Annotated in this window: 16 protein-coding genes; 5 read left to right on the top strand and 11 right to left on the bottom strand. The window is 39.2% G+C overall.

Annotation, left to right across the window (positions count from 1 at the left end; all coding sequences use genetic code 11):
* Positions 1-23: 23 nt before the first annotated feature.
* From ACTBZY_RS03590 to ACTBZY_RS03580, 3 genes are all read right to left on the bottom strand, one after another.
* Positions 24-824: a polysaccharide biosynthesis/export family protein gene (locus ACTBZY_RS03590; protein WP_463044963.1), complete on the bottom strand. Its 801-nt coding sequence runs from the start codon at positions 822-824 to the stop codon at positions 24-26.
* 282 nt (positions 825-1,106) lie between these two features.
* Positions 1,107-2,201, bottom strand: a complete 1,095-nt coding sequence (gmd, locus tag ACTBZY_RS03585; protein ID WP_463044962.1) for a GDP-mannose 4,6-dehydratase — start codon at positions 2,199-2,201, stop codon at positions 1,107-1,109.
* A 440-nt stretch (positions 2,202-2,641) separates the two neighbouring features.
* On the bottom strand, positions 2,642-3,178 hold the full coding sequence (locus ACTBZY_RS03580; RefSeq protein WP_463044961.1) for a hypothetical protein: 537 nt from the start codon (positions 3,176-3,178) through the stop codon (positions 2,642-2,644).
* Between the two features lie 383 nt (positions 3,179-3,561).
* Here ACTBZY_RS03580 and ACTBZY_RS03575 point away from each other — a divergent pair, with 383 nt between their 5' ends.
* Together ACTBZY_RS03575 and ACTBZY_RS03570 are read left to right on the top strand one after the other, a co-directional pair.
* Positions 3,562-4,893, top strand: coding sequence for a PhoH family protein (locus tag ACTBZY_RS03575; protein WP_463044960.1), 1,332 nt, complete (start codon positions 3,562-3,564; stop codon positions 4,891-4,893).
* A 63-nt stretch (positions 4,894-4,956) separates the two neighbouring features.
* The gene (locus ACTBZY_RS03570) at positions 4,957-5,550 is read left to right on the top strand and encodes a hypothetical protein (RefSeq protein WP_463044959.1); all 594 of its coding nucleotides are present in this window, start codon (positions 4,957-4,959) and stop codon (positions 5,548-5,550) included.
* Between the two features lie 3 nt (positions 5,551-5,553).
* Here the strand turns inward: ACTBZY_RS03570 and ACTBZY_RS03565 are convergent, their stop codons facing one another.
* The 5 genes from ACTBZY_RS03565 to ACTBZY_RS03545 all read right to left on the bottom strand — a co-directional run bounded on the left by ACTBZY_RS03565 (position 5,554) and on the right by ACTBZY_RS03545 (position 10,192).
* Positions 5,554-6,378 carry a helix-turn-helix domain-containing protein gene (locus ACTBZY_RS03565; protein ID WP_463044958.1) on the bottom strand — a complete coding sequence of 275 codons (825 nt, stop codon included), beginning with the start codon at positions 6,376-6,378 and terminating at the stop codon, positions 5,554-5,556.
* 325 nt (positions 6,379-6,703) lie between these two features.
* Positions 6,704-7,642 carry a TIM barrel protein gene (locus ACTBZY_RS03560; RefSeq protein WP_463044957.1) on the bottom strand — a complete coding sequence of 313 codons (939 nt, stop codon included), beginning with the start codon at positions 7,640-7,642 and terminating at the stop codon, positions 6,704-6,706.
* A 229-nt stretch (positions 7,643-7,871) separates the two neighbouring features.
* The gene (locus tag ACTBZY_RS03555; RefSeq protein WP_463044956.1) at positions 7,872-8,699 is read right to left on the bottom strand and encodes a 3-keto-disaccharide hydrolase; all 828 of its coding nucleotides are present in this window, start codon (positions 8,697-8,699) and stop codon (positions 7,872-7,874) included.
* Between the two features lie 25 nt (positions 8,700-8,724).
* Positions 8,725-9,624, bottom strand: coding sequence for an SMP-30/gluconolactonase/LRE family protein (locus tag ACTBZY_RS03550; RefSeq protein ID WP_463044955.1), 900 nt, complete (start codon positions 9,622-9,624; stop codon positions 8,725-8,727).
* A 28-nt stretch (positions 9,625-9,652) separates the two neighbouring features.
* Complete coding sequence (locus ACTBZY_RS03545) at positions 9,653-10,192, bottom strand: hypothetical protein (protein WP_463044954.1); 540 nt, start codon at positions 10,190-10,192, stop codon at positions 9,653-9,655.
* Positions 10,193-10,426: 234 nt separating this feature from the next.
* Here ACTBZY_RS03545 and ACTBZY_RS03540 point away from each other — a divergent pair, with 234 nt between their 5' ends.
* On the top strand, positions 10,427-11,035 hold the full coding sequence (locus tag ACTBZY_RS03540) for a 3-keto-disaccharide hydrolase (protein ID WP_463044953.1): 609 nt from the start codon (positions 10,427-10,429) through the stop codon (positions 11,033-11,035).
* Between the two features lie 329 nt (positions 11,036-11,364).
* The gene (locus ACTBZY_RS03535; protein ID WP_463044952.1) at positions 11,365-12,258 is read left to right on the top strand and encodes an Abi family protein; all 894 of its coding nucleotides are present in this window, start codon (positions 11,365-11,367) and stop codon (positions 12,256-12,258) included.
* Between the two features lie 125 nt (positions 12,259-12,383).
* On the opposite strand, the gene ACTBZY_RS03530 is transcribed toward ACTBZY_RS03535, so the two are convergent.
* Positions 12,384-14,306, bottom strand: a complete 1,923-nt coding sequence (locus ACTBZY_RS03530; protein WP_463044951.1) for a DUF3857 domain-containing protein — start codon at positions 14,304-14,306, stop codon at positions 12,384-12,386.
* A 1-nt stretch (position 14,307) separates the two neighbouring features.
* Positions 14,308-16,290, bottom strand: coding sequence for a DUF3857 domain-containing protein (locus ACTBZY_RS03525; RefSeq protein WP_463044950.1), 1,983 nt, complete (start codon positions 16,288-16,290; stop codon positions 14,308-14,310).
* A gap of 140 nt (positions 16,291-16,430) precedes the next feature.
* Here ACTBZY_RS03525 and ACTBZY_RS03520 point away from each other — a divergent pair, with 140 nt between their 5' ends.
* Positions 16,431-17,735 carry a sterol desaturase family protein gene (locus ACTBZY_RS03520; protein ID WP_463044949.1) on the top strand — a complete coding sequence of 435 codons (1,305 nt, stop codon included), beginning with the start codon at positions 16,431-16,433 and terminating at the stop codon, positions 17,733-17,735.
* A gap of 70 nt (positions 17,736-17,805) precedes the next feature.
* On the opposite strand, the gene ACTBZY_RS03515 is transcribed toward ACTBZY_RS03520, so the two are convergent.
* Entirely contained in the window at positions 17,806-19,065 is a 1,260-nt protein-coding gene (locus ACTBZY_RS03515; RefSeq protein WP_463044948.1) for an MFS transporter, read from the bottom strand.
* Between the last annotated feature and the right edge of the window lie 19 nt (positions 19,066-19,084).

Raw genomic sequence — 19,084 nt, 5'->3', positions numbered from 1 at the left:
GTTTCTCGTTGAAAAGAGAAGATTTATCTCAGGAATATGTTGAGCAATACGGCAAGTGTAGTGGCTATCCCTGTATAAATAGGTACCAATTGTACACGCTGCTCTGTACTGGTCACCTTACCTTTTATAGGCTGTACATATATCACATCACCATTTTTAATATAATAGTAAGGGCTTTTAAAAACTTCCCGGTTCAGCAAGTTGACGGTCCCTATTTCTCTGATGCCATGGGCATCTCTAATGATGGTAATGCTATCTCTTTTACCATAGATAGATAAGTCGCCGGCCATGGCCAAGGCTTCCGGTAAGGTGGTTTTGTCGTCTAATAAATTGAAAGTACCTACTTTGGAAACTTCACCCAAGACGGAGAATTTATGATTTAAGAAACGAACGTTGACCGCAGGGTTTTTTAGATACTGCTCAATTTCTAGTTTTACTTTGTCGCTGGCCTGCATAAGTGTGAGGTCTTTCAAATATTGTTTGCCAATAAAAGGGATAACAACATTCCCTGAAGAATCCACCCTATATCCTAAGGGTTGTCTAGAACCTACAGCTCCGCCACTTTGACCTGGAAAGGTTGACATTTGTAGGGTGTTGATGTTTAGGAAATTGAGGATTTCGTTGGATTCCTCGTTTAAACTGCTCACAGTGATGGCCAGAATGTCTCCTTGGCTTATTTTAGAAACGGGTGCCACTATGGTTTCTAAATAGGTCGGGTTTGCTGCCGTGACACCGCCTTGGAAATAAACAAACTTGCTGGTATTGACACAGCTCGTAGTCAGGGCCACCAGGCCTAAAAAGAATAGTTTTGAGAAAGTCTTCATTTTATGGGGTTTATGTTGAAGGGCAAAAATAAAGATGAAAACTTTATGAATTGTCCTTAGGGCCGGCTTTAGCTTTATTTCTATGTTGTGTGTTTTTTATTTCAGGAATACGCCCTACAAGACGGCTCCGCCCTTTCAGTCCCATGGTGTTGGAACCTAAAATTATTTGACCTGAGCAGTATACTATAAGTTGCCCGCTCTATATTTATTTCTAAAACCTTGTTTCAGCACCTTATGAAGGGTGCTGAAACTTTATAAAATGCCTTGAATACGATGAGAACTTTAGTACATCTCTACAGGGTCTGCAACACCCCTGTCTTTAAATAATTTAACATCAGACCATACCATGTCTTTTACCAGAGCTGGCAAATCGTATTTTGGAGTCCAGTTTAATTTCTTTTTACATTTGGAAGGGTCACCAATCAGTAAATCCACCTCTGTTGGTCTAAAGTATTTAGGATCTACGGCGACTACTTTCTGTCCTATGGCAATCTGGTATTCTGGATTAGAGCAAGATGCTACCGTTCCTATTTCTTCTAAACCTTCACCTGTAAAGCTTAAAGTAATGCCCAGTTCTGCAAAAGCCATTTTGATGAAATCTCTAATGGTGGTGGTGATACCCGTGGCTATCACAAAGTCTTCTGCTTTTTCCTGCTGAAGGATAAGCCACATGGCTTCTATATAATCTTTGGCATGGCCCCAGTCTCTTTTAGAATCCAGATTTCCCATATATAGGCAATCAGACAATCCCATGACCATTTGTGCCAGGCCCCTCGTGATTTTCCTGGTTACAAAGGTTTCTCCCCTAAGTGGAGACTCATGGTTGAATAGAATACCATTACAGGCAAACATATTATAAGCCTCTCTGTAATTCACGGTAATCCAATAGGCATACATTTTGGCTACCGCATATGGAGAACGAGGGTAAAATGGTGTCGTTTCTGATTGTGGTACTTCTTGAACCAAACCATATAACTCTGAAGTAGAAGCCTGATAAATTTTAGTTTTCTCTATTAAGCCTAAGATTCTAATGGCTTCTAGGATACGTAGAGTACCTATGCCGTCTACATTGGCTACATATTCTGGTTGGTCAAAACTTACTTTAACATGAGACATGGCTCCTAGGTTGTAAATTTCGTCTGGCTGAACTTCCTGTATAATTCTGATGAGGTTCGTAGAATCACTTAAGTCACCGTAATGTAAAACAAATCTTACGTGTGCTTCATGAAGGTCTTGATAGAGGTGGTCTATTCTGGCAGTGTTAAAAAGAGAAGATCTTCTTTTTATACCATGTACCTCATAGCCTTTGTTCAGTAAAAACTCGGCAAGGTACGCCCCATCTTGACCGGTTATACCGGTTATCAGTGCCTTTTTCATTCGTATTTTTTTAGTTTTCAATCTAAGGAGAAACGAGTACCTGAAAAAAATATATTCGCTGCTCTCTTAAGTGGCGGCAAGAATGGGATTTTGAGATTACGAACAAAAAAATATAGACCGGTTTTTTATTATTCGGTCAAAGGTTCGTCTGATAGTATAACTTTATATCAGAAAAATCAAAAACGGTTCTCTAAGTATCGAAATTTTGTATGGTGGTCTATACTTTTGACCAAAGTATCATTCTCCTAGAGCCCAAAAGCCTTGATGTTAAATTATTTTAAAGGTTTTCCCTCGGGTCATACGCTGATTATCGGATATGGATATGCTAAAGGGGGTGTTGATACGGACGAAAGTTTTTTTAGGGGAGAAGTGCTTAAGAGGAGATAGGAAAAAGCAATAATAAGTGCTATACTAAAGGGCTTTATTTCTTGGTATGGGCATCACAGTTTTCCGTTAATTTCAAAGTTTTTCTTACCGCCCACAAAAAGCATTTGGTAGCCTTTAATGTCATAATAAGAAAGATGTCCATCTTGGAATAGTGCAATAATATTTTTGTGAGAACTGTACAGGTAATTGTCTGAGGTATGTTCTGAAATGACTTTAATCACCTCACCTTTTTCGTTCTTTAAAATAGTCAATGAATTTACCGGTAGGTTTTCACCCTCTTTGAGGTAGTAGCTAATTTCATTCTCGGTCTCTTTGGTATCATAACTTAAGCGGTAGGCGGCCTTGTTGATGTCAGACTGCAGTATTATTTCCAGCTCCTTTTTCCAGTCGATGTCCTTGGTTTGAAACGCTTCCGTTTTGTCGTTTATTTTGACAAACTTCTGAACTTCTGGTTTATGCGTATCTAGCCAAGCTATTTCCTGCTGGATGATGCTTTCCAAATCGAAGAAGTATTTTACTTCTGTTTTGTTCTCTTCCGGATTACAGGAAAATAAGGTCAATAAAAACAGGCCAGCAATTCCCTTAAGCATAGTTGTACTCATATGCTCCTATAAACCGAAAGAGCTGGTGAAATAGTTCGGCTAATTGTGTTTTTTGAAACGCGATGTTTCATCTTAAATAAGATGATTTTACTCCTGTGATGCACAATTTTAATGAAATAACCCATGATACGGTGTTATGATAATATAAACTGAGGCATTTACTTGTCTGGTCCTTATGCTTCACCCTATATTGATGTATTATTAACCCGAAAAGTGCATTAGAAAACCTATTATAAATTCTAAAGACCTTTAAATAAGTCACTTTAAACATAGCGATGCTATGCTTGTCGAATTTAAGTGCTGGATTTATGGTCATTTAAACTTTTATAAGGATACACTCTTCGGATCCAACGCTTTCTAAACGAGTCAATATGGGAGAAAAATCATCAAAAAAAATATTTGTATTAGATACATCTGTTTTATTATTTGACCACAACGCCATCCGCAATTTCGAAGACAACGACGTCGCCATTCCCATTACGGTTTTAGAAGAGCTTGATAATTTTAAGCTGGGCAACGATACCAACAACTTTGAAGCCAGGGCAGTTATCAGGTTTTTAGATAAGCTTTCTACCATTTCTGGGATTGACAACTGGGTGGCCTTAGGCAAAAGTAAGGGCAGGTTGAAAATCTTAATGAAGTCGGAGAAGCTGAAGGTTGATGCTTCAGAGGTTTTTGGAAGTGACAAGAATGATCACCGCATCATCAATGCGGCCTTGTCTTTAAAGGTTAATTCTCCTGAGGAGAATGTCATTTTGGTCACCAAAGACATTAATTTAAGAATAAAGGCCAGGGCCATAGGGCTGCGTTCGGAGGATTACCTCACGGGTAAGGTCAAAGATATGGCCAACCTATCGGAGGGTTATCAGGCTTTTGAAAAACTCGATTCTGAGTTTATACATAACCTTTATGTGAAAGGTGTGGTGAAAGAAAACGGAATGCTAGGTAAATCTAAATCGGCCAATGCCTATTTCACCTTAAAGAATGGAACGGAGTCGGCTTTGGCACGATATGATTTAAATACCGACATGCTTCATCGGGTAGAAAGCAGTTATGCTTATGGTATAAAACCCAAAAATACCGAGCAGATTTTTGCTTTAGACTCCTTACTAAACGATGAAATAAAACTGGTGGCCATAGAAGGCGTGGCGGGTACAGGGAAAACGCTGTTGGCCTTAGCGGCGGCTTTGGAGCAAAGAAATAAATACCATCAGATTATTTTGGCGAGACCTATTGTTCCATTGAGCAATAGAGAAATTGGTTTCTTACCAGGAGGTGCGGAAGAAAAGGTGTCTCCTTATATGCAGCCACTTTTTGACAACCTGAAGTTTATTAAAGGGCAGTTTAAGGAAACGGAGAAGAAGAGCAAGGCCATTGATGAAATGCAGGAAAACGGCAAATTGTCTATCACGGCATTGGCTTTTATAAGAGGGCGTAGCCTTTCTAATGTCATGTTTATTATTGACGAAGCTCAAAACTTAACGCCGCATGAGGTCAAAACCATTATTACCAGGGCAGGGGAGGGAACCAAAATTGTTTTTACGGGAGATATTGCCCAGATAGACACGCCCTATATGGATGAGCAGTCTAATGGACTGACCTATCTGATAGATAAACTGAAAGGGAATCATCTTTTTTCTCATATAAAATTGGCGAAAGGGGAGCGTTCTGAATTGGCGAACTTGGCCAATAGACTTTTGTAGCCGTTAGATAGTTTTATGGTTTGGTTTTGTTACTTTTATAAGTATAAACCACCACTTCATACCATGAAACTATCACCTTATACTTTTCGTCGGGTTACCGCACCCGACGAACTTCTAAATTTCAGCCATAATTATTTCAATGCCTCTGGTTTTGAAGTGGATTTAGCCTGCTTGGAAAAAGCCTATGTGTTTCAGTTTTACCATGCCGAAAAACCGGTAGCGGGTTTTGTGCTGAATATGGTAGAGCTGTCTCCACTCCGGTATTTTCATTTTTTTGAGGAGCCCGTAAAGCAAAGGATTCTAGACCATAACGAACACCGCATAACGGAGGCTCAAATTATGGAGATTACCTGCAATTATAAGACAGAAAAGTCTGCCACATTAGAGATGATGTACTATGGGTATATGTTTTGGAGTGCCTATAAGTTGGCCAGAAAGTTTGAAAAACCTTATTTACTCGGAGGGTCAATCACCAATAAGATAAAGTGGGTGCAAAACGATGTGATGCGTTATACGCTTTTCCATGGCCCCATTATCCATGCAGGCTTAAATGCCAATTCGGAAATGGAAATGCTAGAGTTGTACTACTGTAAATTAAGTACGCTGTGGTATAATGTTTTTAAAACGGGTGTGAAGAAATATGTTTTTAAGTTGTGAGCCTTATGTCAATAAACCCGTTTTTTTCATAAAAACAGCCACATCGGCAGCCGATTTAAATTGGGTGTCATTAAAAAAAAGTCTGGCTTTGTTCAGAATGTTTTTATTATAACTGTGTACCGTCTGAATAGAAAGGTTTTCCTTTTCTGCAACGTCTTTGGCGGTCATGGGTTTTCCAGAAGCCTTCACATATAAATTGAGCAATAACAGTTCCCTTGTGGTAAAGGGATTTTCTTTTTGCGGGAGGTTGTTAAAGATACTTTTGACCAATCCATCAAAGATTTCTCTTAGGCCTAAGTCTACATCATAAAACCTAGGATTTGGAGCTTCGTTTTCAAAAGGCTTTACAATCACAAACTCCGACAAATAAGAAAGGATTTTCCCTTCCTTCGACATCTGCCAAACGGAAATGGTTCTTTTACAGAGTAGTGTTTCTCCATCTTTATTTCGGATGGGTACCAATGCCACAAATTTAGGCTTCATAAAGCTGATAAAAGTTTTATCTGCCATTCTAAAGGTTTGCTTGCCCAGCAAAAAAATGAGCTGCCTCATGGAGCCTTCTGGAAGTAAACGGAGGTAGTCTTTATAGGTAAATTGGTTTTCGGAAAAGCCTAGTTCTTCCAATCCGTTAATTCCTGTCAGTTCTAGTTTTAAAAAGTCCACCACAAAGTAAAAGGTCTCTTGTCTTCTACCAATTTTTAGTTTCTCCAGCTCTTCATTTTGTTGACTTTCAGGGATGATGCCCTCGTGGCTATCTAAGTCACCATAAAGCTCTTTTACAAACTTTTGGATATCAATAAATTCCTCTTCAAAACTTTTTTTTGCCATATCAAATACTTTTCACCCTAGGGTAGGGTATATAGTTGTTTTCTTAAATGCCCATCTTTGAAACACAGAAACGGAAACTAATCATAGTGTTATCAAATGGAATGATATTTTATGTTATTCTTAGTTTACGGTCAATTTTATAGTCAAGAAAGTCGGTCCTTTATAGCCTTTCTCCTCTACATGAATCCAAATAAAATGTTCGCTAAGAGCTAGTTTGCCCTCAAAGAGGGCAAACTATTGTCTTATGTGGTGAGGTCATCGCACCTCTTATAGTGATTGGTTAGGTGATGTTAATTTTTACTTTTATGAGGTTTTTTAATTGGGTTTAAGAAATCGCTTGAGCCACCACCGCTTTCATCTTGGCGAGTCCCAGTTTACTGGCTTCTAAGGCATCCATTTTCCAAACGTCTTCATTAAAGATCTCTAGAGAGAGAGCAATAGGCACATTTTTGGCATTTAAGATACCCAAAATCTCTTTAAACGGAGCATCTCCATCGCCAGGCATGACCCTCATGGCATCTGTCAACAAATTCTTTTCGATGTTTCCAGGGTAGTCGTTCATATGAAACATCTGTATTTTACTGCCATTGATCATTTCTAGGGCTTGAAATGGCGATCCGCCTCTTCTGAGGTGATAAACATCTGGCAGTATAACCGCACGAGGGTGTCCAGACTCCGCCGCTACAAAAAGTGTTTCTCCGAAAAGGTGAAGATTTTGAGAGAAACCCCAAAGTTCTAGTTGCGGCAAAACACCCATTTCATCTCCTAAATCACAGATAACGTTAAAGCGTTCCGCGGCTTTTTTAAGGTCTAAGCCCGGCTCTTTGGTGGCACCAAAGGGCGGTGCTGCAATTCTTTTGCAACCAATCTGAGCCAACATGTCCATCTCTCTTTTGGTTTGCTCTATGGCTTTATTTCTTTTCTCATCATTATCCACCACCCATTCGGCAAAGCCTATGGAATCTTCAATCACGATGCCCAGATCGGAAGCTTTCTTTTTAACGTCAGACAGTTTTCCGCCTGCTTTAACATAGGCTTCTAAAGTTCTCATCCATATTTCAATGCCATCAAAACCAGCTTTGGCAGCGGTTTCAATTTCCGCCATCAGGCCAAGATTCTGTTTCATGATGGTGCTTGTATTCAAGCAGAAACTGAAATTGTGTTTTTTCTTTGGTCCACTGGCGGCCATTAAGTCCTGCTGACTACCCAAAGCCAAAGCGGCACCCGTGGCTAAAGTAGATTTTATAATATCTCTCCTGTTCATTATTAATGTTTAAAATAAGTAGGGCTAAGTAAGCAGCATCCATTCACTTAGCCGAAAAATAGTATTTAAAAGTGCCCAACAAAAGTTTCCTCCAAATCACCTCATATTATAAAGTGAGTGTCCATTAGAAATGAACAGCATGGTCTTCACGGAGCGTTTACAATGTGTCCATCGATGTTAACGCTGAGCTTCTTGAAGTGTGAAGAACCGGTAGCTGAACTTGCCGAAGCTAGAAGTTCGTATCTGCATTTTCAAAGTTCATCTCTTTAATCCAGATGTTTCTGTAAAGTACATCATGGCCTTCGGCTTGAAGCTTCAATCCTCCAGGCACATTCGTAATGCCTTTACCACCATCATTTCCACCGTCTAAACCAGATTTCTCTCCGCCCCAAACTTGGTTAATCGTCACATTTTCATGAGCTTTTTCTCCGTTGAAATATAAAGTGACCACTGGTTTTTCGGTAAGCTTGCCATCGGCATCAAACCTTGCGGCTCTAAATTGTATATCGTAGGCGTTCCATGTGCCCACACCTTTATATAAATGGTATGGAGATTCTGATTCGTTGATAACGGCGGCCATACCATGAGACGTGGTGTCGCCATCTAAAACCTGTATTTCATATCTGTTTTGAAGGTAAACACCTGAGTTTCCACCTTCTGTGGCAATAAAAAACTCTACGTGTGCTCTAAAGTCGTTGAACTTCTTTTTGGTTACAATATCACTAGAGCCGTATTTTCCACCTTTACTGGCGGGGTCATTACTGCTAATGGCAAACTTTCCGGTCTCTTGGTTTTCTACGGGCAACCATTTTATAGGGTCCGCGGCCAAGAAGCCTGGGCCCTTCCAGTATTCCCATTTATCGAAAAGAATTTCTTTGGTGCCATCCATGTACATTTCTGCACCTTCTATGGCTGTGGCTCCCACGCCTAAGGCTATACTCTCAGTGACAGTGTCTGTTTCTTCGGTAGACTCCGCATCTGCTTTTGGGCTGCACTGTATTAGGGTTAAGCTGGCAAAAAAGGCAGCGGCAATTTTAAGATTTCTAAAATGGGTCATTTAAGTGATTTTGTTTTTTGTTATATTATTGAGCTCCTTTTACATTCATTGCGATGGTGTAAACAGATTTCGAGGCGGTGATAAAAAGCGTTTGTCTGTCTTTACCACCAAAGGTGATATTGGCCGTCCAGCCTTCCGGTACATCTATCTTTTCTATAATTTCCCCTTTTGGATTATAGATGGTGACGCCTTTGCCCACCAAATAGACATTGCCATGTTCGTCTAGCGTCATACCGTCTGAACCTTGCTCGCAGAAAAGCGACTTTTGGCTCAAAGTGCCATCTGTAGCAATATCATAAACATAGGTTTTCTTGTCGCCAATATCTGTCAAATAGATCTTCTTGTTTTTTTTATCACCAACAAGTCCGTTTGGTCTCACAAATCCATCTGCTGCAATAGTCACCTTTCCGGCTGGGCTTCTGTAAAAGACGCGTTGTTCCTCTTGCTCGCTTTCGGTATGTTTCCAATAGTCTCTTTTGTAAAAAGGGTCGGAGAAATACATACCTCCTTTTTCATCAATCCAGAGGTCATTGGGCCCGTTTAACCTTTTACCTTCCCAGTTTTTAGTTAAAACCGTGACGTTTTTTTTCTTATCTATTTTCCAGAGTTCGTTATCGCCATCGGCACAGGCAATGAGATTCCCTTGCTTATCGAAAAATAAACCGTTTGCTCGGCCAGATTTGTCCATATACAGACTCAAAACACCTTTATTGGAATATTTCCAAATTTTGTCGTTGGGCTGATCGGTAAAGAAAATGTTTCCTTTCTTATCCACGGCAGGACCTTCCGTAAAAGCAAATTGGTCGGAAACCAACTGGAGTGTCGCCCCTTCTTTTACGAGACTTTGAGCATGGCTCATGAAATTAGAAAAGAGTAAAAAGACGAGCAGACTAAGAATAGATTGTTTTTTTAATGTCAGGGTCATTGAATAGGGTTTTGTAAGGGTAAGATTTTTAAGGAGCTGGTGTGATCATGATATGTGCTCTATAACTTCCAGGAAACATAATCCATGGAGCACCTGCAGATAATGGTTTTATAGGAAGTCCTGTGCTTTCGGCGGTAGCCCAAGGAATGTAAACCACCCATCTCAGATTGGCATCTTCTTTGGTTTTTCCACTTAATACATATAGGGTAGAGGCTTTTTCTGGCATTTTTAGTTGGCCAGCGGCAGCTTCTTTTTCTCTTATTTGCTCTATTTCATCACGGCTTCTACCTTCTGCTTTCAAAGCTCGGCCTCTAGCCATAAATGGGTCAAGGTTTTGGTGATAGCAAGCCACTGAAAAGCCATCAGCAGAAGGGTCGTCTGCCAAACATATAAGGCTATTGCTTCCTTTTTTTGCTACTTCAAGGACATTTTTCGAATTATAGGCCATTACGGTGGCGTTTTCACGGTCACTTTCATCTAAGGGCAATAGGGCATCTTTTATTTGCTGACTGGTTTGAGCTGATGCTGCAAACGATAGGATGGAAATAAGGACGGTTAATATTTTCATAAGATTGTTTTTATTACAATTTAGACACATTTCTGAAATTAGTCAAAGAGTTTCATTTTCGAAAACAGAATTTTCAGAGAACAAACAGACTCTCAATGTATACATATTTAAGGTTACTTAGGCAGATAGTCGACTTTCTAGCCAAATTTGGAGTTCAGAAACGGAAGAGTAATATTATTGAATTATATTGGTCACAGGATTTAATTAAACAAAACCAAATCGAAATAATAAATTATGAAGAAGTCGCTTATTCTTATAGCCTCTTTTTGTTTTTTGATGAGCTTTGAAGGCATGGCTCAAAAAGGAAAAAAGACATCTCTCTTTAATGGTAAAGACCTGACGGGTTGGACCATTTATGGTACTGAAAAATGGTTTGTGGAAGATGGACTTTTAGTATGTGAAAGTGGCCCAGATAAAGGCTATGGTTATTTAGGAACCAACGAAAGCTTCAAAGACTTTGAAGTAACGGTAGATTTTCGTCAGCAAGCGAATGGAAACAGCGGTATTTTTATTCGCTCGTCTATAGATGGTACTAAGGTTTCTGGATGGCAGGCAGAAGTAGCCCCTCCAGGACATGATACGGGTGGTGTTTACGAGTCTTACGGAAGAGGTTGGTTGATTAAGCCAGATCCAGCAAAAGATAAGTATCTTAAAATGGGCGAGTGGAATACCATGAAAGTGAAAGTAGTAGGTCCTACCATTACTACTTGGTTAAATGGTCATGAAATGATTACCCTAACCGACGATAAAATAGGAGCAGCAGAAGGTGCTATAGCTCTTCAAATCCATGATGGTGGAGGAATCAAAGTGGAGTGGAAGAACCTTAAAGTGACTAGACTTTAATTGACGGTTTTTGAATATTTAAGCCGCTGAGGGATAATTCTCAGCGGCTTTTTTGTGGAAGGGCTTTGGCCTTAATGTTGTTTAGAACCAAATTTCATTTCTTATTTAGATTTATTTTTTTTAGCGAAAAGTCAGCTCGCTTATCACTTAACAAGAACATAGAAGCTTATTTCATTCAAGATGCTAAGAAAATTACCAAACTGAAATTAGGAACTTGATACTTTAAATAGTTGTTTTGTAACCAATAATACCTGCCAGGCCTCTCTACGATGCTCACTTCGGCAGGTTTTCGATTTTATAGGGTTCTCAAACCTTACAATGCTACACAGATGAAATACACTAAATTACCATTTAGCATACAAAAGCAGATTGAGGTGCTTAAGGAAAGAGGTTTGAAGATAGGTGATGAAAAGAAAGCCGCTCATTATTTGTCAAATATAAGTTATTATAGATTAAGGGCTTATACATATCCTTTTCAAGATAATAGCTCTGAGAATCATCCTTTTTATAGGACAGTAAATTTCGAAGAAATCATTCAGCTTTATGTTTTTGATAGGCAATTAAGGTTATTGATTTTCAATGCTATTGAGAAGATTGAGATTGCCCTCAGAACGCAAATAATTTATAATTATGCGTTGCAATACGGAAGCCACTGGCACTTAAATCCTAGTTTATTTTATAATTCCGTGTTTTTTGCTGAGCAGATAGCATCGCTTCACAAAGAAGTGGATAGAAGCAATGAAACTTTTATAAAACATTATAAATCAAAATATACAACTCCGAAATATCCACCCAGTTGGATGAGCTTGGAAGTAAGTAGTATGGGTTTGCTTTCAAAAATGTTTGCCAATTTGAGAAAGGATAAATGTAAATCGGATGTATCTAAACATTTTGGACTCCCAAGTGCGGGAATCTTAGAAAATTGGATGTATTGTTTTAGTGTTTTGAGGAATATATGTGCACATCATGGGCGAATATGGAACCGTAGATTAATGAAAACTGTGATTCCAAGAAAAACCTCTGGGGCGTACGTAAGAGATAGAAATTTTCATGCAAATAAGATTTACGCCTATATCTGCAATATGGTGTTTATTTTGAATATTATAAGTCCGAATCATAGCTTTAAACAGAACTTGCTCACATTAATGAAAGGCTGTCCTTTATTACAAGAAAAGGAAATGGGATTCCCTCAAAATTGGCAAAAAGAGGCGTTTTGGAAATGAGCTTTTCCTAAAATTGAATTACCACTTTATAACAATTACACTAAGGAAGAAATTTGTTGATTTTGTATCAACAGTACACACCACGCTACCCATTTGAACAGCGTCCTAGGGTGTGTCTTTTTTTATCAAGTGCCGCCCTTGACCAAAACTATCCGCTGATTATCGGCTTTATTGATGGATTTGATAAAGTTAACCCACTCTGTATAGAGTGCCTTGTCATAAGTGCCACCCGTGAGTGTGACTTTTCTGTAATAATTGATATTGTTATCTGCTCTGCTCACCCTAGAAACATAAGTTCCAAATGGGCTTTCCAGTAAGATCTCATTGGGAGATTTCTCTGTTTTATAACCTTCAGGAATATGAAAAAGGATTTCGTCCGAGTCTTCTACGGTATAGACATTCGGATTAAGGAACAGTGCTGTGGTTCTTTCTTCTTTCTCTATAGGTGTACTATAAAATCCGCTTAAAATATTTGCTTTGAAAAATAGCCGTGTCCCACTGGCGGAAGCCAATTTTCTGGCCTTCAGACTAATGTTCTCCTCTATTTCTGGAAGGACTTTTTTGTGAATTTTGTAATCGAATTCGCCCAGTTCAAAGCTCGATATTTTGATATTATTATTTAAATATTCCTTTTTCTCGTCTTCCGTTCCGTTAAGAACCATACCGGTTCTGGTCATTTGTTGAATGCCTCCGTAGCTGGAGCGAATAGTGACATTTGCATTTCCGTCTTGCTCTAGCCAAACTTCTGCCGTACGTTTTTGGAAATTTTCTGGAGCCAAATAGGATTTTGTGTTTACTAAATGCCCACCCTCAGGCTTAATAAGAAGACCTTTACGGTTGCCCGTGAAACTGCCTAAAAAACCCATGGGCTCTGTTTGACTGGTGCATTCTAGCCAAATGGTATCTTTTTCTGAAGGTACGCAGGCTATCACATGATTAAAACTCATGTTTGGAAAGTTCTCTCTGTTTTTGGCGTGGCTTTTTCCGGCCATGATGAGTACTGGAAAAGCCTGAATGTCAATGGATTTTAATAGGGCTATGGTGTAATTGGTCAATGCCTTACAGTCCCCATAGCCGCCTTTGGCTACTTCAGAGGCTTCCATGGTTTGCCAACCACCTATGCCCAACTGAATACTCATGTATCGGGTGTGAGATTGCATGAACTCATAGGTGATTTTCACCTTTTCGCTTTGCGTCATGCCTGGCTTTATAAGGCTGGCGAGTTGTTTCTTGGTGTCTTCTGGAAGTTGGTCTCTGTGCTCATTGAGTTTTGCATAGAAACTGGAAATATCACTCCAGCTGTTCATTTGACCTTGGTATTTTTCAATTTCAAATACCGTTGGAGCCGTTAGTACCAAGGGGAGGTTTTCAAAGTGAGAGTATTTTTCAAAGGTTTCTCGTTTTAGATTTTGAGCAGACCAGCTTTTTTTGAAAGGGTGCGTTACAGACTTTTTAATTTCTGGCCTGTCAATGCCTTGTTCTAAAACTCTAAAAGGGATATTGTTTGCGTTTACTTCAAAGGTGGACGCCATCACTGCCAAGTTTTCTTCAGAGATAGGAGACCAGCTGGGAAAAAACATCATGTTTTTATCTTGTTTTTCAAAACTGAATTCTACCGTGAACGGATAGCTTATGTTTTCTGTGGAGAACTGAGCCAAAATCACTCTATTATCAAAGACGCCATTAGAAAACGCACTCATGCTGTAATCCTGCATATCTTTTGAATGCAGTTTCTTGATGACCTCGCCGTTAGAATCATAAAGAATACCTTCTATTTTCTTGACTTTTGAGAATTTGTCGTAAAAGGCTCTGAATGAGGCATGTTCTTCTGTAGATCTATCATTTAAAATAGTGATAGCCCAATGTTTCCTAATGTAGGAAGAACTGGGGCTTTCTATTTCAAAAATGGTTTTATCAAACCTTACCACGGCGTTCGCACCCACCAAGAGTTCCTCTGGGATTTCTGATACTGCCAAATTTTGAGCCCTTCCAAAATGGGTTAAAAGGATAAATGTTAAAATTGAAAGGACTGTTTTTGAATAGCTCATTTTAGTTTTCAATTTTAGATAAGACAATTTGTTCCGCATGTTTTTCCACTATCATATCATAAAACTCTTTGAGATAAGGATATTGGTCGGCAAAAAAGTAAGATTTCATGACCGATATTCTAGATACCACCGTGATGGTTTTTCCAGAAACAGCGGTATGATACAAGAACTTTCCGCCATTATCTGGGAGGGCTAAGTGTAATGGTTTTGGCATTTCTTCTACTTCAAAACCTTCAGGGATTTCAAATTTAGCCATGACCGTTTGGTTGGTCTTATGAGCAAAATCAATAGGGAAGTCTCTTTTTTTAGTTTTGAAAGGAGACTCGTTTATTTTGCCAACAAGAAGTGGATTGAGGTAAATCATGTCGACCATAACACCTACATCATCTTTAGTGAAGTTAAACGAGGTGGTGATGGGTCTAGCGGTATGCTCTGTGTTTTCAATATTTATTTCGGAGATTTCCCAATCTGCGAATGTTGCATGAAAGCCTTTTTTGAAGTCGGCCTCTCCCATTTTTTTGATAGATTCTCTCAGGTCTTTGGCGGGGTAGCCGTCACTCATACTTTTTATGGACCCCTTTATCTGACCATTTTCAAGGTCAAATGCCACAGAGATTTCTTCCAGTTCCGAATAAGACCCCGTAGAAGTAAGAGGAACAAACATGCCGATTCCATTGGATATTTCTCTGCCTTCATTGGATAGAGCTCTATTGGGCAAAACCCCCATGGGCAAAAGGGGGTCTGTTACGTCAATAAATAGCTTTTCATCATCTAAATATAAACTAAGAATGGTGTAGTTGAATTTGTCGAGAAGCGGATATATGTTATTGACTTTCCCATTGGTTCGGGTACTCATAATAACCGGATAGACTTCTAAGTCTGCTTCTTTCATTAGCCTAAACGTAATAAGGTTCAATGCCGTAACAGAGCCAATTTTATCATCTAAAACCTTTTTTAATTTATCTCCGGTAAAGACACCTACATAGTTATTCCAAGAGAAGTTTTTAATCATGTAGTTGTAGATAGCCTCTGCTCTTTCTCTTTTATTCACGATAGATTTAAAAGGAGCGGCCAGTTTGTCGAAGTCTGCTCTCCCGTTAAGGAAGTCATCCCATGAGTTTGATTTCAAAAGTGTGGCGTCTAGTTCACTCCAGGTCGTATTATAATTCTTTGCGGGCTGATTTGGGAAGTCTACAGAGGAAAGCTCAAACTCTACCCTAGAAATATAATCCTTCTCGGTGGTGATGAAGGGTTCATCTTTAAAAGCTGGGGCGTTTTGAACGGCAAAGCGGTATACCGTGGCAGAGGTTCTTAAGTTCAGTCCAGATACAGAAAATGATGTGGTATTGGATTCATTAATGGCTAAGGGAAGATAACCGCCCATCATTATTTGATAATAAAAATAATTGGGGATTTCTACGTTTATTTCGCTCCACCTTACCGGATTTTCACCCTGAAATCGCCAACCACCAGGTTTATTGGTATGGCTCATGGCAGACTTTTTGGTGTAGGTATATTCTATTATTGAGCCTACCTTAACATTGGGCAGAGAGAAAGTATTGGAAGAATAGTCATCATTTAATTGTTCTCTAAAAATGCTTTTTTTGTCCATTTCCGAGCTTACTACTTTTCCGTTTTCAAGGTTATGTGTTACGGCCTTTATGGCATAGATTTGATCAGCATTGCTGCTTTTCTCAGAAAAGTATCTGATAGAAATATTTCCTTTATCTAGTTGAGATTTATTTAAAATATGTGTCCGCATATGATATACGGTTTGAATCTCAAAACCTCTTCCGGTTCTATACTGGAATGTAACATCGCCTCTGTCGTACAGTACAACGGCGTGAGGGTCTGTGGCTAAATCGGTGTAGGTGTCTTGAAAGTCGGAGGCCTTGACATCTCCAAATTTTACGTTATCTTTTTGAGCTAAGAGGTTGAAACTCAGTAAGACCAACACTAGCTGGAATAGTAGTTTTTTTAACATGCGGATTTTTTTAGTTTTCAGTGGTTTCAATTAGCAAAATTTAAGCCAAAAGGTCAATAATTGAGTTTTAAGAAATTATTGTTTTTTTCTAAATAGCTTATTGTATTATATTTGATAATACGCTGCAAGCATACTAACCTATGAACACTTACGCTCAAATACTTTCGATAGCTTCACCGGTATTTTTTCTTTTTGTTTTGGCAGAGAAAATTTACGGTTACTTCGCAAAAGGTGATGCCTTTAAATCCATGGACGTTATTTCTAGCTTAAGTTCTGGGTATACCAACATCCTAAAAGATGTTTTGGGAATAGGTGTTTCTTTATTAAGCTATACGTGGATGGTGCAGCACTGGGCTCTTATGAAAATAGAATATACTTGGTTAAATGTGCTGATAGCCTTCCTGGTTTTAGATTTGTCGGGATATATCGGACATAGGATAAATCATTCGGTGAATTTTTTCTGGAATCAGCATCTCATTCATCATTCATCAGAAGAGTTTAATTTAGCCTGTGCCTTGCGTCAAAGCATATCTTCGCTCATAGGTTTTTTTACTATTTTTCTATTGCCAGCGGCCATTATAGGCGTTGATTTTAAGATAATCGCTATCATAGCTCCCATTCATTTATTTGCTCAGTTTTGGTATCACACCGAGTATATTGGGAAATTGGGTTTCTTAGAAAAGATCATTGTGACGCCTTCGCACCATCGGGTTCACCATGCCATTAATCCGGTGTACTTAGATAAAAACATGGGGCAGATTTTCATCTTCTGGGATATGTGGTTTGGCACTTTCCAAGAAGAGCTAGATGACGTTCCTCCTGTATATGGCATTACCGTTCCTGTGAGAACTTGGAATCCTATAAAAATAAATTTCCAACATTTTTGGCTACTGGTGAAAGATGCGGTAAGAACGAACAGCTGGCTAGATAGTCTCAGAATTTGGATTATGCCTACAGGTTGGAGGCCGGCGGATATGGAGGAGAAATACCCACTGGATAAAATTGAAGACCCGTATCATTTTGAAAAGTATTATCCCAAAGTATCTAAAGGACTAGCAGCATGGGCTTGGGTGCAGTTCTTTATGACCTTCTTTTTCCTCATGTATTTCTTCTCGGCCATAGACAGCATGTCGGTCTCAGGAATGGCCTTATATGGATTGTTCATCTTTCTATCGGTATATGCTTATACAGAGTTGATGGATAAAAATCCATTGTCTTTTTGGCAGGAGCTTTTAAAAAATGGCTTTGGACTTTTCTTGTTGCTCCGTCAAGGAGACTGGTTTGGACTTTCTGCTGTAAATAGCATTTTGAATTATGCGGTATTGGCTTACTTTTTTCTTTCCACCCTAGTGACGGCCTATTTTGTGGTGGTGGAGTTAAGCCAAGGGCATAAAAAAAACCTTCTTATCAGGGAAGGCTTTTTTGTGAAATCTTCAAGGCTTTAAACTTATATCAAATTTAGAGATTTTTAATAGATTTGATATCAAGGGCTTATCAAATATTATTAAATGGTTTTTATTCCTCCAAATAGTCTAGGTCTTTACCGTGCGTTTCTGGAATGGTAAGGGTAGAATAAAAGCCAATGGCATAAGCAATGACCGCCGTTATGGCACCTGCCCAAATAACGCCTTCGGAAGATTTGAAATAAGAAAAAATCAATATCATTCCTGGCAATGCACCTCTTACCATATTCGGAATGGTGGTGGCCGCTGTGGCACGTAAATTTGTGCCAAACTGCTCTGCACCAACGGTGACAAACATGGCCCAGTAGCCTGTTCCAAGCCCCAACATGCAGGAAACCGCATAGATGCCGTTTGCAGATTTTATGCCTGCAAAAAGGAAAAGAATTACACCTACCAAAGAAAACAGCATCATATAGAAAATCGCTTTCTTTCTGGAAGCTAATTTGTGACTTAAAAACCCGCTTAAAAAGTCACCTGCCGAAATTCCGACATAGGCCCACATGATGGCCATACCTGGTTCCACTTTTTCTGTTATGCCTAATGCCACTCCAAATTCATTGCTGAAATAGGCCAAAATTCCTATACAAAACCAGGTTGGTATACCTATTCCAATGCATTTTAAATATTTGATAAACCGTTCTTTGTTGGTGAAAAAAGAGAAGAAATCTCCTTTGATTATTTTTTTGTCTGTGGTTATATTGGTGTACATCCCAGATTCTATGACACCTACCCTCAGTAGCAAAAGGGCAAATCCCATGGCTCCGCCTATAAAGTAGGCGATGGTCCAGTCGCCAGAAAGACGAACAGTGAAATTACCTACTACAGCACCCATCAGGCCTATACCTGCTACCAATGAGGTACCTATGGCTCTCAGCCTTGTTGGTAAACTTTCTGATACTAGTGTTATGCCAGCACCTAGTTCACCTGCAAGCCCCACACCCGCTATAAACCTTAGCCATTTATAAGCTTCGGCTTGATTCATAAATTCGATTTGAGGAATTAGTCCACAGGCTATGTTTGCCAATGAATACGTGATAATAGAACCAAATAAAACGGATAGCCTTCCTTTTTTATCGCCCAAAACACCCCATAAAATGCCACCAAGAAGTAGGCCGTACATCTGATAACTCAAAATGGAGCTACCGACGGAGGAAACTTCTTCTTCTGAAAGCCCCAAACTTTGCAAACTGGGTATTCTCACAATACCAAAAAGCTGCATGTCATAGATATCGACAAAATACCCAAGGGCAGCTACAATTACTGGCAGACTGAATAGCTTTTTCCAGTCGGCGGCAGATAGTTTTAGAAACATAAAATAGGGTTATGGTTTA

The sequence above is a fragment of the Arcticibacterium sp. genome (assembly GCF_055134445.1).
This window is presented reverse-complemented; position numbering and strand designations above follow the sequence as displayed.

What these genes read in the sequence shown, in the direction of transcription:
- ACTBZY_RS03590 (WP_463044963.1), bottom strand. Translation starts at nt 824, where the DNA reads ATGAAGACTTTCTCAAAACTATTCTTTTTAGGCCTGGTGGCCCTGACT.
- gmd (WP_463044962.1), bottom strand. Translation starts at nt 2,201, where the DNA reads ATGAAAAAGGCACTGATAACCGGTATAACCGGTCAAGATGGGGCGTAC.
- ACTBZY_RS03580 (WP_463044961.1), bottom strand. Translation starts at nt 3,178, where the DNA reads ATGCTTAAGGGAATTGCTGGCCTGTTTTTATTGACCTTATTTTCCTGT.
- ACTBZY_RS03575 (WP_463044960.1), top strand. Translation starts at nt 3,562, where the DNA reads ATGGGAGAAAAATCATCAAAAAAAATATTTGTATTAGATACATCTGTT.
- ACTBZY_RS03570 (WP_463044959.1), top strand. Translation starts at nt 4,957, where the DNA reads ATGAAACTATCACCTTATACTTTTCGTCGGGTTACCGCACCCGACGAA.
- ACTBZY_RS03565 (WP_463044958.1), bottom strand. Translation starts at nt 6,378, where the DNA reads ATGGCAAAAAAAAGTTTTGAAGAGGAATTTATTGATATCCAAAAGTTT.
- ACTBZY_RS03560 (WP_463044957.1), bottom strand. Translation starts at nt 7,642, where the DNA reads ATGAACAGGAGAGATATTATAAAATCTACTTTAGCCACGGGTGCCGCT.
- ACTBZY_RS03555 (WP_463044956.1), bottom strand. Translation starts at nt 8,699, where the DNA reads ATGACCCATTTTAGAAATCTTAAAATTGCCGCTGCCTTTTTTGCCAGC.
- ACTBZY_RS03550 (WP_463044955.1), bottom strand. Translation starts at nt 9,624, where the DNA reads ATGACCCTGACATTAAAAAAACAATCTATTCTTAGTCTGCTCGTCTTT.
- ACTBZY_RS03545 (WP_463044954.1), bottom strand. Translation starts at nt 10,192, where the DNA reads ATGAAAATATTAACCGTCCTTATTTCCATCCTATCGTTTGCAGCATCA.
- ACTBZY_RS03540 (WP_463044953.1), top strand. Translation starts at nt 10,427, where the DNA reads ATGAAGAAGTCGCTTATTCTTATAGCCTCTTTTTGTTTTTTGATGAGC.
- ACTBZY_RS03535 (WP_463044952.1), top strand. Translation starts at nt 11,365, where the DNA reads ATGAAATACACTAAATTACCATTTAGCATACAAAAGCAGATTGAGGTG.
- ACTBZY_RS03530 (WP_463044951.1), bottom strand. Translation starts at nt 14,306, where the DNA reads ATGAGCTATTCAAAAACAGTCCTTTCAATTTTAACATTTATCCTTTTA.
- ACTBZY_RS03525 (WP_463044950.1), bottom strand. Translation starts at nt 16,290, where the DNA reads ATGTTAAAAAAACTACTATTCCAGCTAGTGTTGGTCTTACTGAGTTTC.
- ACTBZY_RS03520 (WP_463044949.1), top strand. Translation starts at nt 16,431, where the DNA reads ATGAACACTTACGCTCAAATACTTTCGATAGCTTCACCGGTATTTTTT.
- ACTBZY_RS03515 (WP_463044948.1), bottom strand. Translation starts at nt 19,065, where the DNA reads ATGTTTCTAAAACTATCTGCCGCCGACTGGAAAAAGCTATTCAGTCTG.